This window comes from Thiosulfatimonas sediminis (assembly GCF_011398355.1).
GTDB lineage: Bacteria > Pseudomonadota > Gammaproteobacteria > Thiomicrospirales > Thiomicrospiraceae > Thiomicrorhabdus > Thiomicrorhabdus sediminis_A.
This window is the reverse complement of sequence record NZ_AP021889.1, coordinates 1370877-1384091: the sequence shown is the minus strand read 5'-3', so window position 1 is coordinate 1384091 and position 13215 is coordinate 1370877. Positions and strand designations below refer to the sequence as shown.

The window sequence follows — 13215 nt, the reverse complement described above, 5'->3', positions numbered from 1 at the left end:
ACTTAAGCCGACACTTCACTCAATTCAATCGCATTGCCGTCTGGATCACGAAAAAATAGCGCCTGCCTTCCGGAACGGCTTTTATTGTATGCCACACCCATTCGCTCTAAATTTGTAACAAACGGCTCTATCTTTTTGACTTTTAAGGCAAAATGAAAGTCTCTCCCTCCGTGTTCCGGAAGATACTGAGCGTCAATATGTGCGCGCTTTACCTCCAATAAATGCAATGTCTGCCCTGCGCCCAAATCGAGCCACGCGCCAGGAAAACCCAAATTTGGACGATCCAAAACCGCCAATCCAAGCGCATGCTGATAAAACTCGCAAGCCGCTTGAGTGTCGGTCACAATCACACTCACATGGTCAACACCCAAAACAGTTTGTAAAAGGTTCGGCATTCTAAGAATCCTTATTAGTCATCTTTAAAGGACAAAAAACCCAGCCAAAAAGCTGGGTCTTTAAATAAGCGACTGAATGACTTAGGCAGATATAGAACAAGTCCAATTCGCCCAGGCACAGAGGTCAATGGAAACTAATTCCAATGTCTCCTTAGTCGTTTTTATGTAATTCAGAGTTTAGACCACCCCATAAAGTGCCATCGGTCATAATCGCTTGCACTTGCCCAGTCTGGCTATGGCGACGGAATAACAGCTTGGACTGACCTGATAAATCGCGTGCCGAAATAACCGAACCATCCGGCATTTGCACCTTAGTTCCAGCGGTTAAATACAGACCTGACTCAACAATACAGTCATCGCCTAAAGAGATTCCAAGCCCAGCGTTTGCTCCTAACAGATTACGCTGCCCCATAGAAATCACTTGCTTGCCACCACCGGACAAGGTTCCCATAATCGACGCACCGCCACCAATGTCAGTATGATCATCAACCACCACACCGGCAGAAATACGCCCTTCAACCATTGAGTGCCCTAAAGTACCGGCGTTAAAATTGACAAAACCTTCGTGCATGATCGTGGTGCCCGGTGCCAAATGCGCGCCTAAACGAACACGATCCGCATCACCAATACGCACACCCTCCGGAACCACATAGTCAACCATTCGCGGAAATTTATCAATTGAGGTAATCATCAACTGCAACGGTTCTTGTTGAATGGCCGAGCGTAGATTCTCAACCTCTGCCGGAAGGACTGGCCCAGCATTCGTCCAAGCCACATTGGCCAATAAACCGAATACCCCCTCTAAGTTAATCTGATGTGGCTTGTAAGCACATTCTGACAAAAGATGCAGACGCAAATAGGCGTCTTCAGCAGATTGCGGCGCATCGTCTACAGATGCAATTTCAACGGTGACAAAATCACTTTTGATAATACCCGCTTGCAAGGCAAGGCAGTTACGCGCGATTTGTTGATTTGAACGAGGAAACCAAACATCTAAGGTTGTGCCAGATTTTGCATCGGTGTAACGGTGGCCAATTCGCTTAATGGTCATAAATTCTTTCTCTCTAAGATGGGTATTCGGGTTAAATTTTATAAAAGCGAAAGTATACCCTCTTGTAGAAATAGATACAAAGCCATGAGACAAAACACTCCATAAACCGATATAATTAGGCGAATTTTATTTTGATAGACCGGCATTTAAAAGGGCGAAAAATGAAACTGTTCGGAATTAGCAATTGCGACACCGTGCGTAAAGCACGTAAGTATCTGGCAGCACACGCGTGTGAAGTTGAATTTATTGATTTTCGCAAAACCCCTTTAAATCCAGACATTATCCAGCAATGGTTGACACACAGCGACTGGCCAACACTCGTAAACAAGCGTAGCACCAGCTGGCGAGCACTCGATGAGACTCAAAAAGAATTACTCAACTCAACAACGCCCTCTGCAGAGGCCATCGCTCTATTAATTACTGAACCGACCCTGATTAAACGTCCGGTGCTGCAGACCGAACAAGGAATACTCTTTGGTTTTGACCCTGTGCAATACCAACAACATATTTAACAAACAGCCAAGGCTTACTGTAAAGTAAGTTGCGCCCTATAAACGCAAACGAGCAATACTGAGACCCCCATGAGCGAAACCCTTGATTTAGCCCAAGCATTAATCCGTATCGATTCCATCACGCCGAATGATAAAGGCTGTCAACAGATGATTTGTGACTACCTTCATCCATTGGGCTTTGTTAGTGAATCTCTGCCGTTTGGCGAAGTCAGCAATCTTTGGGCTCGTCGTGGCAGCGAAAGCCCTTGTTTAGTCTTTGCCGGTCACACCGATGTCGTTCCAACTGGCCCACAAGAAGCTTGGACCTTTCCGCCCTTTGCAGCGCATATCGAAGGTGACATGCTCTACGGCCGCGGCGCGGCCGACATGAAAAGCTCTATTGCCTGCTTTATGGCCGCCAGTAAACGTTTTGTGGAAACCTACCCAAACCACAAAGGCTCAATTGCGTATCTAATTACTAGTGATGAAGAAGGTCCGGCAATTGACGGCACCGTCAAAGTGATCGAAACACTGCAAGCGCGAAACGAAACCTTTGAATACTGTATTGTCGGCGAACCATCCAGCTCACATAAACTGGGCGACTCCATTAAAAATGGTCGTCGCGGCTCACTCAACGGCAAACTGGCAGTAAAAGGCATTCAAGGACATATCGCCTATCCTGATTTAGCCGACAACCCAATTCACAACGTCGCACCCGCATTGGAGCAATTGGTCAATGTGGTTTGGGACCACGGTAATGACTATTTCCCACCGACCTCGTTTCAAATCTCAAACATCCACGCTGGCACTGGCGCAACCAATGTGATTCCTGGCGAAACGACCGTACTCTTTAACTTCCGCTTCTCTACTGAACACACTGCGGAAAGCCTGCAACAGAGTGTGCACGCGATACTGGACCATCACAACCTGAATTACGAGTTAACCTGGAACCTATCCGGCAATCCATTTATCACCGAAGCCGATGGCGAACTGATTACCGCTATCAGTCAAGCCTGTGAAGCGATTGTTGGCTACCAACCACAACTCTCCACAGGCGGCGGAACTTCAGATGGGCGTTTTATTGCACCGACCGGCGCACAAACCATTGAACTCGGTCCATTAAATGCGACCATCCACAAGGTGGACGAGTGCGTCAGTGTCAGCGATTTGCACAAGCTAACCGACATCTATTATCAAACGATGATTAATCTCTTAATTAAATAGGTTTAGGTATGCAAGAGAACGACTTACCCCTAGGCATACAATATCTTCTGATTAGCCTACAAATTATCGCCCTGCTGATTTTTCTGTATTTTGTCTGGCCACTGGTCAAAAGCGAGCAGTGGAAAGCGAAGTTTATCGAAAACAAAACAGCACGCTCGATTTTGATTGTATTTATTTTAATTTTTATTTTTGTGTACGGGATTGGCTTTGTGTTTGATACTCTCTTCCCTATACAGCGGCTTGACCAAGGCTAAACAAACTGATTTAGTAAATTTTTTTAATAAGAATAAGATGCTTATGTTCAGTCACGCAAATTCTACGCACTTGATTCTCGCTTAAAGCGCAACAGAACAGACCAATAAATACGAGGTACGCACTGTTTACTTGCCACAAGACAGTAATCAGTGCGGCATTTACCAAAGCAGCTAACTTTTTTTGCTTATTTTTTTCTCTTGATGTAATCCGCATAATAAAAATATGTGGCGCTACTGAGAGGAAAAAAGTATGTTTGTCAGCAAAAAACACCACCAAGAAGTCGTACAAGAAAAACAACAGCTTAGCCAGACGATGAATGCCATCCAGCGCTCCATGGCAATGATCGAATTTGACCTGCAAGGCAACATTCTAAGCGCAAATGACAATTTCTTAAAAACCGTTGGCTACAGCTTGTCGGAAATTCAAAACAAAAAACACGCGATTTTTATGCCTGACAATGCCGCCAATAACCAAGAATATCAACAATTTTGGCAGCGCTTAAACCAAGGTGAATTTTTCTCTGGGCAGTTTCAACGCATCGGAAAAAACGGCAAGCGCATCTGGCTAGAGGCGACCTACAATCCTATTTTAGACGAACATGGCACACCTTATAAGGTGGTTAAGTTCGCATCAGACATCAGCGCGCAAAAAGCACAAGAAATTGAAGCACAAGCCAAGCTACGCGCGATTGACAGCTCTTTTGCAGTGATTGAATTTACTCCCGACGGCACCATCCTCGATGCTAACCCCAATTTCTGCCACACCTTAGGGTACTCTCTCGACGAGATTAAACAACGCAAACACAGTCTATTTGTCGAACCCGATTACGCCGCTTCGTCTGAATACCAAGTGTTCTGGCAAGCCTTGGCAAGTGGCAGTGAGCAGAGCGGCAACTTTAAACGCATTGGCAAAGATGGTCGTGAAATCTGGATTCAAGCCGCCTATATTCCTGTCGCTCACCCAAACCAAGCGCCGCATAAAGTCATTAAAATTGCCACCGACATCACCGAACAAAAATACCAAGAGATGAATCTCGCTCGTATGGTGAACGAAGCAGGTACCGTGCTGCAAGCAATGAGCAGTGGCGACTTAACACTCTCGGTAAACGGCGAGTATGACGGCGACTTGGTCAAACTCAAAAATGCCTTAAACCTCAGCGTTGTCAATCTTGCACAAGCCATGAATGAAATCAATCAATCGGTACGTGCTGTTTCAAACTCCGCCAGCGAAGTATCGACCGCTTCAATGAGTCTGTCTGAACGGACGCAGCAGACCGCACACTCAGTCGAACAAACCGTCTCTGTGATGCAAGAAACCATGGATCAGGTTCATCAAACACGCAACAAAGTGTTAGAAGCGCGCATATCGACCGAAGAACAACAGACGCTCATCAAAGCCGGAGACGAGTTAATGGCCATTTCACTGCAATCGATGGAGCAAATTAAAAACTCCTCAGAACAGATTACACAAATTGTTTCGTTAATTGACGGCATCGCTTTCCAAACCAACCTATTGGCCTTAAACGCCGCAGTCGAAGCTGCACGTGCTGGCGAACATGGGCGAGGCTTTGCCGTGGTAGCGGGTGAAGTACGAAATCTGGCACAAAAATCTGCGGATGCAGCCAAAGAGATTAAAAACTTAATTGAGAAAGCCGTTGTGCAATCACAATCAGGCGTTGAAGTTGTCGGGCGTTTGGCAGACAACCTAAACCAAATCCGCCAGAAATCCACCGAAGTCAGTCATATCATTGATACCGTTGGTTCCCTGGCAGAAAGTCAGTCGCAAAGCGTTAATCGTATTGGTCAAGAAATTTCCAATATCGACAGCTCAACCCAAGAGAATGCCGCTTTTGTCGAAGAAACATCCGCTACCGCAGAAAGTCTCTCTGGACAAGCACACGATGTGCTCGAAGTGCTACAACAGTTCCAAATTAACACCAGCCACCGCTTATCACATCACTGAAAAATAATTCTCTTCAAATAAATGGCGCTTTGAATGCGCCATTTTTGCATCATCTTGACGGATTACAGTAGACTAGACTCTTTTAAATACCGCTAAAAAGGTGCAGTTATGTCAATGCTCTCGATTCTTATAAAAGATGCTGCCGGCACGCAGATCCCTGTCATCTCTTACAAAGGGTTAGATGAAATCATCATGGATCTTTATCTGCAAAAACGCTGGGATATTATCGAAGTAACCGACAATGCGGGCAGCTTTAAATTTAAAGTCAAAGATGGTGTTGTGCAGAAAACACCATAACCTCTGTAGGGAGACACAGAATACATCCCAGAATGATTCCAATTAACATCAGAAAACAGTTCTAAACAGCAAACTCCAGCCCCCTCTCATAGAGAACCAAAGCGATGGATGAGAGAGGGATCAACGAGGTTGCTCGTACAAGCCACACCCATAGGGGTTTTAAACAATTCGATTGCACTCTGTTGCTTGTTTCTGTCAGGTCTTAAAATGGCAAAAACAACTGCCAATTCTTCTGTGCCTGAAGTCATTAGAAATTTATTCTAACTATACTTATAAAGTACTTGCCGCCAACTCAGCCGCAATCATCTCGCGCAATACGTCCGGATGCATGATGGTCAACGGCTTGCCATTAACAAAGAAACCAGGTGTTTTTTTAACGCCATTGGCCAAGCGATCTTGTTCATCTTGGGCAATACGCAACGCAATTTCAGCGGACTGGACATCAACTCTGGCTTGGCTTAAATCTAAATTACCGCGCGGCAAGATTTCCCACAAATCCACCCCTTCATGTCCATGTGGCGCCCAAACCGGCTGAAATCCAAGTAACAACTCCAAAGTCTCAGAAAACTGGTTTTGCTTGCGTGCGGCTTCCAAAATTTCAATTGCCTGTTTGGACTGAGCATGAAAATCAACGTAACGGATAACCAAACGAATCTGTTCGGGATTCTCACTGAGAATTTCTTTCACATAAGGATACATAGCACGACAAGCTTCGCAAGCTGGGTCAATAAACTCAACTAAAGTCACCTTTGCATCCGCAGGACCAATTACTGGCGAATAAGGTCGAACCAAACTGTCCTCTACCAAATCGGTCGTATCAGAGCTCTGCAAAACATAAGCTGTCATGAAAACGCCGACTAACACTACCAGTCCGGCCAAAATAGAATTTCTTTTCATTATACTTTCCTCTAAATGGCACTCATCATAACAAGGAATTTTATTACCTTGAAAAAGAATCATTTATGAGTAGGAAAACATGATGTAAGGCGCAGAAAATCGAAGCCAAAATAATGGATTAACGGAAAAATAAAACCGTAAAAACGAAAACAAATGAGTGATTAATAAGAAAAATTAAAGAAATGAAATGATGCCCAGGGCCGGCACCAAACATTACCATATATAAAGGGCTTAAATAATAAAACTCAAAATTTACCCCGATTTTTACCCCATTTAATCCAAAATTTTGATTTTCCGGTGTTAGTGCGGGGTTTCTTTTTTAGGCGGGATATTTTGGGTATTTTCGGTTCTTGGTGGGATTGCGTTTATTTGGGTTAATCGGTAAGCTTTTCATTAACTGGGTGTTTGATTTGCGGTGCACTGCTATAAATCAGCATCGAGTGTAGAGCCGGTGCACAGGCGCTACTCTCTTAAATTGGCTTTTAGGTGGGTTGCCCACTCTGTGCAAATACGTACGATATTTGACAGGCATAGGCGGTTATTCTTGAAGGGTAGCGGCCTTTTTTATTCTGTGGTGTCTTGTGTATTTACTTCAATTACTCGGAACCATGTTCTATACCGTGATCAGAATTATTGCTATTTTGGTGATCGGTGGTTTCTTACTTAAGCTGTTTCCCGGTGTGCCGGTGTTTGCTTTGCTGTTGATCGTGGCGGTTATTGTGGCGGCCATATGGTTTTTTAATGCCAGAATTGAGCGGAATAACCGGCGGGAAATAGCAAAAACACAATTTTAGGCCGGATTTTGACGGCTTTTTTATGCCTAGCTTGGTGGTTTTTGGATTTTTCTAGTCACCTAATCCAGTTTTGAACCCTGTTGGTGTATTCGTTAAAGTGCCTATAATTCCGCCTTTCAGGTAATTTTAGGCAACTTGAAAACTGTAACACCGCCTCCATTTTCCGGTTAATCGGTTTCAGATTGGCAATCTATAACCAATAAATCCACCTCCGAAAGCCAATAACCTCACCTTAATTAGTTTACAGTGGTACCACTATTTAGTACCATTAACCAATGAAAGCAAAACACCAAAAAACCATTGAATTAATTTTTAAACGCCCTGTTAGCGCCAATATCAAGTGGAAGGATATTGAAGTCCTTTTTATTGCGCTTGGGGGTGAAGTTGAAGAACGTGAAGGCTCTCGGGTTGGCGTGTTTCTGTTTAATGAAGTGCGTATTTTCCACCGGCCCCATCCGTCACCTAATACGGATAAGGGCGCGGTTGCCAGTGTTAGAAAATGGCTTGAATCAAACGGGGTGAAACCATGAAGAATATTTTAGAAATCGACGGCTACAAAGCCCATATTGATTACGACTCAGATATTGAACTATTCCGCGGGGAATTTATCGGCCTGAATGGGGGGGCGGACTTTTACGCCTCGGATATTGAGGGTTTAAAAACTGAGGCTAAACAGTCCCTAACCGCTTTTCTGGATATGTGCAAAGAAAAAGGCATTGAGCCTAAGAAACAGTATTCAGGGCGTTTTAACGTGCGCATTGCATCTGATCTGCACGCGAAAATAGCCGCTATTGCCGTGGCTGAAAACAAAAGCCTTAACCAGTGGATTGAGGAAAACCTGTCCAAGGTCGTTTTGCATTAAAGCCGTAAAATTGGGGGCGGTAGATTAGGTTTTCTATGCCCCTAATCCATTAACAGGCGAATGCATTCCCGCATAGTTGGCACGCCTCATTAAGTTACCGCCTTGGTGAAGGCTAGCTTATCCCGCCTCTCTTAACCAGACATGACAGTAACCGGCCTTATTTGGGTCTTTCTCAAAGCGTTCTACCGTTAGCCGGTCGATTTGCCCATCATCGACAATTAAGCCGCCGTCCTGCAAGGCATCCAGTACCGGCTTTACACGGTTATCAATATCAAACGCCCGTCTATTCGGTGGATAGAGTCCAATAGTTACCGATAACCGGCATTTAAGCCCCTCTCCGTGTAGATTAAGGGCTTTAAGCTGTTGGGCTACTTGTTTCTTGAATAGCCGCCCCTTGGCGCTTAAATAGATCACGGTACCGGCACGCCGGTAATAGGTATTTGCCGTGGGAGGCCAGCCAATGGTTAGGCGGTATTCACGGCTCAATAGGCAATCCCTCACCCCGTAAATAGCTTTCTATGATGCTCAGGCGGTTTGATAGCTTGAATAACTCTCGCTCTGCATCTTGCTTTTCACCTTGTTTGATAAAAACGGCTTCCCGTAGCACTTTGCATTGCTCCTCTAGGCGCTCGTTACTCTTTTCAAGCTGTGCCACTCGTTGGAATAATTGCGCTAGTGGTTCACTTGTTGCGGCAACACAGGCCGATTTGATCGTTTGAATGTCGTTTTCGGTCATATTTACGCCCCCTTATTTGATTCTTAGGCTTGGTTTGCTCATGGTCAGGCGTGCGCCGGCAATCTCTAGCCCATCCTTTAGCGCCTTGGTTAATGCCGCCTTATCCGGTTTGATTTCGGTCTTAACGCTCATGTATTCATCGGGTAGCGCGGCTTCGTCAGTTACTTCACAGATAACACGCCCTTTTACCAGTGAAATAGTAAATAACGGGCTTTCTATCTTGGTGATTTCACTGGCTTCCATGTTGTGGCGCAGGTAGTCTTTTAAGGCCGTTTGTCGGTTGATAATGGTCTTTTTACGCGCCTGTAGTCGATTGATTTCGGCATCAATGGCGGTGGTATTCGCCCCCAGTGTTTCAGCCACTTTTACCAAGGCTTCGGCCTTGTCGTTAAACTGCATCTGCAAACCTTCCATAGTGTCGGCAATGGCGATCGCAAAACTCTGATCGTCTTCGGCTTCAAAGGCTAGGTGTGACAGTTCGTTTAGTTCGGTGGTGAGTTCATAGAGTTTGGTCATTTTCTTAATCCTTTCCGGTCTTTCTGTAGGGTGTGGGGGCGTTAATGTGCCGCCGGTTGCTCATTGCCTTGGTTTGCTATTAATTCGCCGTGCACGGCCTTAGAATCGGTTGTTTCTTGATCGGGTTTTGATTCATCCGTTACGGCTTCAAGTTCAGCCTTTCGTTTATCCTTGGCGCGTTCGAGTTTGATTAGCCATTGATTCGCCTTTTTCAGATTGGCCTTTCTTACCGCCATCGTGTAAAGCCCTTTTAGCTCTCCCATGCTCGGGGCGGTGGTCACACGTTGCAGTAGATCGGCTAACTCTGTCTCGAATGCTTGCGCCTGTTTCAACTTTTCCGCTTCTTGGTCAATTGCCTTTTCAGCCTTGGCCTCTTGTGCTCGGTGCTCTGTGTAGGCGGCATCCTCAAACATCCCCAAGTAAACATCGGCATTAAACCCAAGCTTTGAAAGCGCCTTGCTTAGGGTGTTGGTTTCCAGTTTCTTGAGCGCGTCCGCGTCCACAAATTCACCGTTGCGGGTTTGCTGTCGAATCTGAATGGCGTTACCGATTTCAAACGCGCCCCACGGATACCAGAAAACCGCCTTAAGCGTTACCAAACCCAAAGGCTCTACTAAGCGGTAATCGTGGTGGATGTCTCTTAGCCCCCATGTGGAGCCATACAAGCCGAAAACCTTGGTCGCGGTCTTAAGTTGGTACATCGGGTCGATGGACGTAAACCCGCCGCGCTGTTTGTTGAACTTGGTGTAATCTGGGTCGGTCTTACTGACGGAATCCCATAACGCCAAGTTGTCGGCCTGCTTTGAGTGTTGTTGCTGTGTTGGTTGCATCGTTCACCCCCTTAAAAATTCACGTCATCGTCTTCAAAATCGTTATAACCGCTGTTCATTGGGGGCGGTTGCTGATTCTGATAGGCGGCTTGATGTTGTGGATTATGAAAACCGGTGTTTTGGTTCGAGCGCATAGCATGCGCTGTATGGCCTCCGTTTTGGTTTTGGTTGTGGTTATTCATGTTCGGGAGCGTTTGCGGCGTGTACCCCTGTTTATTTTCGTTTTGCACCTGTTTTGTGCTGTTATGACCGGCAATACCATCAAGCGTAATTTGGATTTGCTCCACTTCTTGGTTTTGCTGATTGGTGTAACTGTTGATCTTGAGCGTACCGGCCACGTTTAAGCCGTCACCCTTTGCATAGGTCATTAACTCGTTCGCCACATCACCAAAGGCAACCAGTGATAGGGCTAGGTCTTTGGAATCTTCCCCTAACTTGGCAAACCCGAAACCGGTAGCCATGAAATTGTTATTTCGAGTTGTTCGGCTCTGGGGCTCTTTTGCTAATCGAATATTTGCGCTAATGAATGCCATTTTTTTAATCCTCGTTTCAATTACTAATTTCAGTTTGATTAGTAACAATTCAGTAGATGACCACTTACCCTATTTTTTTGTTTCAATTCCTCTGATTTGAGTTAGTGGTTTTTAATTTCTGTTTTGAGATTTCAAATTCTTCTAAACCGTTCTTTTTACCTGCCCCCTATGGCAGATATATAAAGGGTCGTAATTTTTACGGGCTATTTCGTGATAAAAATGTGTTTAGACCCGTAAAAATTACGGTCTATTACCCTTTTTTGATTAAAAAATAATCAATAGGTCGTAAAAATTACGGTAATAGGTCGTAAAAAATACCCCTCACTTTTATTTTTCAGCCCGTAAAAATTACCGTCTAATTCACCGCTTTTAATTGCTTCCATGTGCTTAAAATTTTGCCGATATGTTTATTCATGCCAGCGTCATATTTTGATGATTCATCGAGTCGCAACCATGTAAGCCCGTACAGGTTACAAATTCGACCAGTGCCGCCGTGTCTAGTTTGAATCACTAGGCCGCTTTCTTGGAGTTCTCTAAGATGGTTTGCCAGTGTCTTGTCTGACTTCCAGCCGCACTCCTTTAGTTCTGAGTAAGGCGCGCTCAAATCCCCATTATTTGAACCGTTATAACGTCTACATAGTTCATGCAATAACGCTTTTGCACTAGGGCTTAAGCCCTTGTATGCGGCTGAATCATGGATATAGTGAAATGCTTGATAAAAAGGTGCTGAACCTTTTCTACCTGTTAGCTTTTCGCGCTTACTCATGCTAGCCATGCATTAGCCCTCCCAGCCGTTCGCCTTGGCTTCATAGTACAAGCCGGCACAGGTCACACCGTCCACCGGCTGTATGTTCTGCCAAGTGGTAGAAAAGTTCGCTGAGTGGAAATTGGGGGCGCGTCTAGCCCATTGGTGGGCGGCGGTCTTGCCGCTGATACCAAACTCGGATTTAATCGCCGTCAGTATGGCTACAAATCGGTTGTGGTCATTCGGTATCGGGGTATAATCAAGAACGCCTTCAAGCTGTTGGGGGGTTAGTGTTTTGCTTTGCATGGTGCTTCCTTCCCTACATCTTTCAAACTCGCAAAATTCTTGAGCATTTGCCCTTTTACCGCTAAATAAATATCTTCATCCATCAAAACCGCGGCCTCTCTCGCAAGGGCTTGGCTTAACGGCTCTATCATTTGAAACAGTTGCAAGGCGGTCATTAGGCGGTCGATTTCTAGCTTTGTGTCATCCTCTGATAATTCAATGACATTCATCAAATCAGCGCGGCTTAAGTCTTTGCCATGTGTTACACCGTAGTTAAGGCCACCCTGTAACTTTCCTAGGCTTTGAATTGTGTAGGTTAGAGCGTCTTCAATCTCTTTAAGTGCAAGTTTTCGCAAGGCAAACGCCGCTTGATATTCTTCAAGGGAGGTGAATATGGGCTCTCTGTTGTCGATGCGCTTTTGTAGTTCGGCCTCGGTCATCGTGCCGTCCAAAACGTCAAAATTAACCTTGCGGACTAATTCAGCAAATTTAAACCAATCCATTACGCCACCCCCTCAACGTTTTCAGGGGCAATAATCTCTAGCAATTCGCGGCTATCCATTGCCAAACGGTTAAGGTGGTAGGCGTGTTCGCTTACTTTGATCTGTTGCGCGGTGGTATGCAGTGACATATCCGAAATATCGCAACTAATCGCCTTAATCGCGGTTAGGTTATCCACAAGCATTAAGCGGCTTAGTTCGGTTAGCTGTTCGCGGTGGTGCGGTTCTTTGGAGTTGTAGAGTTCGGCAAATTCAATTAAACGGCTCATTAGTCGCGCCCTCCCATGCTTAACGCAGGTAGGAAAACGGTCATTTCTGGCACGCCTTGGGTAGAAAGCCATAAGGCTAGGCTATCGAGGTCTTCAAAGTAACGCGTAAAGCCGTTAGATGGGTTGCAGATCGTGGCGATTTGGCCGGCCTCGGTCTCAAGCATTAGCGACCATCCGCAAGCAGGCGAATAGACGGCAATAAACCGCTTGATAAAGCTGTGTTGTGGGAGTTCGATAGAAAAAGAAAAGTCCGCGGGGGTGAATTTGCCGCGTGTTTGGGAAGTATTAGCCATGTAGTGGCCTCCTAGTGGTTTAGTCAGTTCGTGTCCACTTGCTTCAACTGAAACAGGTGGACGGGCATCAACTACCGCCACTAGACGGCGGGACTTATTCCCCGTAAAGGGTCTTGTATTAAGTCCTCTCAACCCGTCCGCATTTTTAAGAATACGGATACGGTTTTTCATACCCATAGCGCAAAGAAATGCGCGGATTTTGGGCATAAAAAAAGCACGGTTTAAGGCTGTGCGTAGGCCTCTAGTGGTTTTAGTAGTGCCGTCAATATTAGCGGCTTTG

Annotated in this window: 21 protein-coding genes; 8 read left to right on the top strand and 13 right to left on the bottom strand. The window is 45.4% G+C overall.

Annotated elements, in window-relative coordinates:
* Positions 1-2: 2 nt before the first annotated feature.
* Complete coding sequence (locus HRR27_RS06390; protein ID WP_173271996.1) at positions 3-395, bottom strand: VOC family protein; 393 nt, start codon at positions 393-395, stop codon at positions 3-5.
* Positions 396-546: 151 nt separating this feature from the next.
* Positions 547-1446 (bottom strand): DapH/DapD/GlmU-related protein, encoded by a 900-nt coding sequence (locus HRR27_RS06385; RefSeq protein ID WP_173271994.1) that lies wholly within the window; start codon positions 1444-1446, stop codon positions 547-549.
* Positions 1447-1607: 161 nt separating this feature from the next.
* Between HRR27_RS06385 and HRR27_RS06380 the strand changes: the two genes are divergently transcribed.
* From HRR27_RS06380 to HRR27_RS06360, 5 genes are all read left to right on the top strand, one after another.
* Positions 1608-1958 (top strand): arsenate reductase, encoded by a 351-nt coding sequence (locus tag HRR27_RS06380; protein ID WP_173271992.1) that lies wholly within the window; start codon positions 1608-1610, stop codon positions 1956-1958.
* Positions 1959-2027: 69 nt separating this feature from the next.
* The gene (dapE, locus tag HRR27_RS06375; protein ID WP_173271991.1) at positions 2028-3161 is read left to right on the top strand and encodes a succinyl-diaminopimelate desuccinylase; all 1134 of its coding nucleotides are present in this window, start codon (positions 2028-2030) and stop codon (positions 3159-3161) included.
* A gap of 8 nt (positions 3162-3169) precedes the next feature.
* Complete coding sequence (locus HRR27_RS06370) at positions 3170-3415, top strand: hypothetical protein (protein ID WP_173271989.1); 246 nt, start codon at positions 3170-3172, stop codon at positions 3413-3415.
* A 250-nt stretch (positions 3416-3665) separates the two neighbouring features.
* Entirely contained in the window at positions 3666-5378 is a 1713-nt protein-coding gene (locus HRR27_RS06365; protein WP_173271987.1) for a methyl-accepting chemotaxis protein, read from the top strand.
* A gap of 108 nt (positions 5379-5486) precedes the next feature.
* Entirely contained in the window at positions 5487-5675 is a 189-nt protein-coding gene (locus tag HRR27_RS06360) for a hypothetical protein (protein WP_173271985.1), read from the top strand.
* A gap of 270 nt (positions 5676-5945) precedes the next feature.
* On the opposite strand, the gene HRR27_RS06355 is transcribed toward HRR27_RS06360, so the two are convergent.
* Positions 5946-6572, bottom strand: coding sequence for a DsbA family protein (locus HRR27_RS06355; RefSeq protein WP_173271983.1), 627 nt, complete (start codon positions 6570-6572; stop codon positions 5946-5948).
* A gap of 581 nt (positions 6573-7153) precedes the next feature.
* Between HRR27_RS06355 and HRR27_RS06350 the strand changes: the two genes are divergently transcribed.
* The 3 genes from HRR27_RS06350 to HRR27_RS06340 all read left to right on the top strand — a co-directional run bounded on the left by HRR27_RS06350 (position 7154) and on the right by HRR27_RS06340 (position 8228).
* Positions 7154-7366, top strand: coding sequence for a hypothetical protein (locus tag HRR27_RS06350; RefSeq protein WP_173271981.1), 213 nt, complete (start codon positions 7154-7156; stop codon positions 7364-7366).
* Positions 7367-7641: 275 nt separating this feature from the next.
* Positions 7642-7896: a type II toxin-antitoxin system HicA family toxin gene (locus tag HRR27_RS06345; RefSeq protein ID WP_173271979.1), complete on the top strand. Its 255-nt coding sequence runs from the start codon at positions 7642-7644 to the stop codon at positions 7894-7896.
* Complete coding sequence (locus HRR27_RS06340; protein WP_173271977.1) at positions 7893-8228, top strand: type II toxin-antitoxin system HicB family antitoxin; 336 nt, start codon at positions 7893-7895, stop codon at positions 8226-8228. Before HRR27_RS06345 ends, HRR27_RS06340 begins: the two co-directional genes overlap by 4 nt.
* Positions 8229-8345: 117 nt before the next feature.
* Here HRR27_RS06340 and HRR27_RS06335 read toward each other — a convergent pair whose 3' ends face one another.
* From HRR27_RS06335 to HRR27_RS06290, 10 genes are all read right to left on the bottom strand, one after another.
* The gene (locus HRR27_RS06335) at positions 8346-8714 is read right to left on the bottom strand and encodes a RusA family crossover junction endodeoxyribonuclease (protein WP_173271976.1); all 369 of its coding nucleotides are present in this window, start codon (positions 8712-8714) and stop codon (positions 8346-8348) included.
* Positions 8704-8964: a hypothetical protein gene (locus HRR27_RS06330; RefSeq protein WP_173271974.1), complete on the bottom strand. Its 261-nt coding sequence runs from the start codon at positions 8962-8964 to the stop codon at positions 8704-8706. The genes HRR27_RS06335 and HRR27_RS06330 overlap by 11 nt, the downstream gene beginning before the upstream one ends.
* 12 nt (positions 8965-8976) lie before the next feature.
* A complete protein-coding gene (locus tag HRR27_RS06325) occupies positions 8977-9480 on the bottom strand; it encodes a siphovirus Gp157 family protein (RefSeq protein WP_173271972.1) in 504 nt (167 codons plus the stop codon).
* Between the two features lie 41 nt (positions 9481-9521).
* A complete protein-coding gene (locus tag HRR27_RS06320; protein WP_173271970.1) occupies positions 9522-10310 on the bottom strand; it encodes a hypothetical protein in 789 nt (262 codons plus the stop codon).
* A gap of 11 nt (positions 10311-10321) precedes the next feature.
* The gene (locus HRR27_RS06315) at positions 10322-10843 is read right to left on the bottom strand and encodes a single stranded DNA-binding domain-containing protein (protein WP_173271968.1); all 522 of its coding nucleotides are present in this window, start codon (positions 10841-10843) and stop codon (positions 10322-10324) included.
* 355 nt (positions 10844-11198) lie between these two features.
* Entirely contained in the window at positions 11199-11618 is a 420-nt protein-coding gene (locus HRR27_RS06310; protein ID WP_173271966.1) for a helix-turn-helix domain-containing protein, read from the bottom strand.
* A 3-nt stretch (positions 11619-11621) separates the two neighbouring features.
* Positions 11622-11894, bottom strand: coding sequence for a PriCT-2 domain-containing protein (locus HRR27_RS06305; RefSeq protein ID WP_173271965.1), 273 nt, complete (start codon positions 11892-11894; stop codon positions 11622-11624).
* Positions 11876-12376: a hypothetical protein gene (locus tag HRR27_RS06300; protein WP_173271963.1), complete on the bottom strand. Its 501-nt coding sequence runs from the start codon at positions 12374-12376 to the stop codon at positions 11876-11878. Before HRR27_RS06300 ends, HRR27_RS06305 begins: the two co-directional genes overlap by 19 nt.
* Positions 12376-12642: a hypothetical protein gene (locus HRR27_RS06295; protein WP_173271961.1), complete on the bottom strand. Its 267-nt coding sequence runs from the start codon at positions 12640-12642 to the stop codon at positions 12376-12378. The genes HRR27_RS06300 and HRR27_RS06295 overlap by 1 nt, the downstream gene beginning before the upstream one ends.
* Positions 12642-12935, bottom strand: a complete 294-nt coding sequence (locus HRR27_RS06290; protein WP_173271959.1) for a hypothetical protein — start codon at positions 12933-12935, stop codon at positions 12642-12644. Before HRR27_RS06290 ends, HRR27_RS06295 begins: the two co-directional genes overlap by 1 nt.
* Between the last annotated feature and the right edge of the window lie 280 nt (positions 12936-13215).

Bases quoted from the DNA above. Each gene is read 5' to 3' on its own strand.
- HRR27_RS06315 (WP_173271968.1), bottom strand. From the start codon at position 10,843: ATGGCATTCATTAGCGCAAATATTCGATTAGCAAAAGAGCCCCAGAGC.
- HRR27_RS06340 (WP_173271977.1), top strand. From the start codon at position 7,893: ATGAAGAATATTTTAGAAATCGACGGCTACAAAGCCCATATTGATTAC.
- HRR27_RS06355 (WP_173271983.1), bottom strand. From the start codon at position 6,572: ATGAAAAGAAATTCTATTTTGGCCGGACTGGTAGTGTTAGTCGGCGTT.
- HRR27_RS06390 (WP_173271996.1), bottom strand. From the start codon at position 395: ATGCCGAACCTTTTACAAACTGTTTTGGGTGTTGACCATGTGAGTGTG.
- HRR27_RS06305 (WP_173271965.1), bottom strand. From the start codon at position 11,894: ATGCAAAGCAAAACACTAACCCCCCAACAGCTTGAAGGCGTTCTTGAT.
- dapE (WP_173271991.1), top strand. From the start codon at position 2,028: ATGAGCGAAACCCTTGATTTAGCCCAAGCATTAATCCGTATCGATTCC.
- HRR27_RS06360 (WP_173271985.1), top strand. From the start codon at position 5,487: ATGTCAATGCTCTCGATTCTTATAAAAGATGCTGCCGGCACGCAGATC.
- HRR27_RS06380 (WP_173271992.1), top strand. From the start codon at position 1,608: ATGAAACTGTTCGGAATTAGCAATTGCGACACCGTGCGTAAAGCACGT.
- HRR27_RS06325 (WP_173271972.1), bottom strand. From the start codon at position 9,480: ATGACCAAACTCTATGAACTCACCACCGAACTAAACGAACTGTCACAC.
- HRR27_RS06295 (WP_173271961.1), bottom strand. From the start codon at position 12,642: ATGAGCCGTTTAATTGAATTTGCCGAACTCTACAACTCCAAAGAACCG.
- HRR27_RS06300 (WP_173271963.1), bottom strand. From the start codon at position 12,376: ATGGATTGGTTTAAATTTGCTGAATTAGTCCGCAAGGTTAATTTTGAC.
- HRR27_RS06345 (WP_173271979.1), top strand. From the start codon at position 7,642: ATGAAAGCAAAACACCAAAAAACCATTGAATTAATTTTTAAACGCCCT.
- HRR27_RS06310 (WP_173271966.1), bottom strand. From the start codon at position 11,618: ATGGCTAGCATGAGTAAGCGCGAAAAGCTAACAGGTAGAAAAGGTTCA.
- HRR27_RS06330 (WP_173271974.1), bottom strand. From the start codon at position 8,964: ATGACCGAAAACGACATTCAAACGATCAAATCGGCCTGTGTTGCCGCA.
- HRR27_RS06385 (WP_173271994.1), bottom strand. From the start codon at position 1,446: ATGACCATTAAGCGAATTGGCCACCGTTACACCGATGCAAAATCTGGC.
- HRR27_RS06370 (WP_173271989.1), top strand. From the start codon at position 3,170: ATGCAAGAGAACGACTTACCCCTAGGCATACAATATCTTCTGATTAGC.
- HRR27_RS06365 (WP_173271987.1), top strand. From the start codon at position 3,666: ATGTTTGTCAGCAAAAAACACCACCAAGAAGTCGTACAAGAAAAACAA.
- HRR27_RS06290 (WP_173271959.1), bottom strand. From the start codon at position 12,935: ATGGCTAATACTTCCCAAACACGCGGCAAATTCACCCCCGCGGACTTT.
- HRR27_RS06320 (WP_173271970.1), bottom strand. From the start codon at position 10,310: ATGCAACCAACACAGCAACAACACTCAAAGCAGGCCGACAACTTGGCG.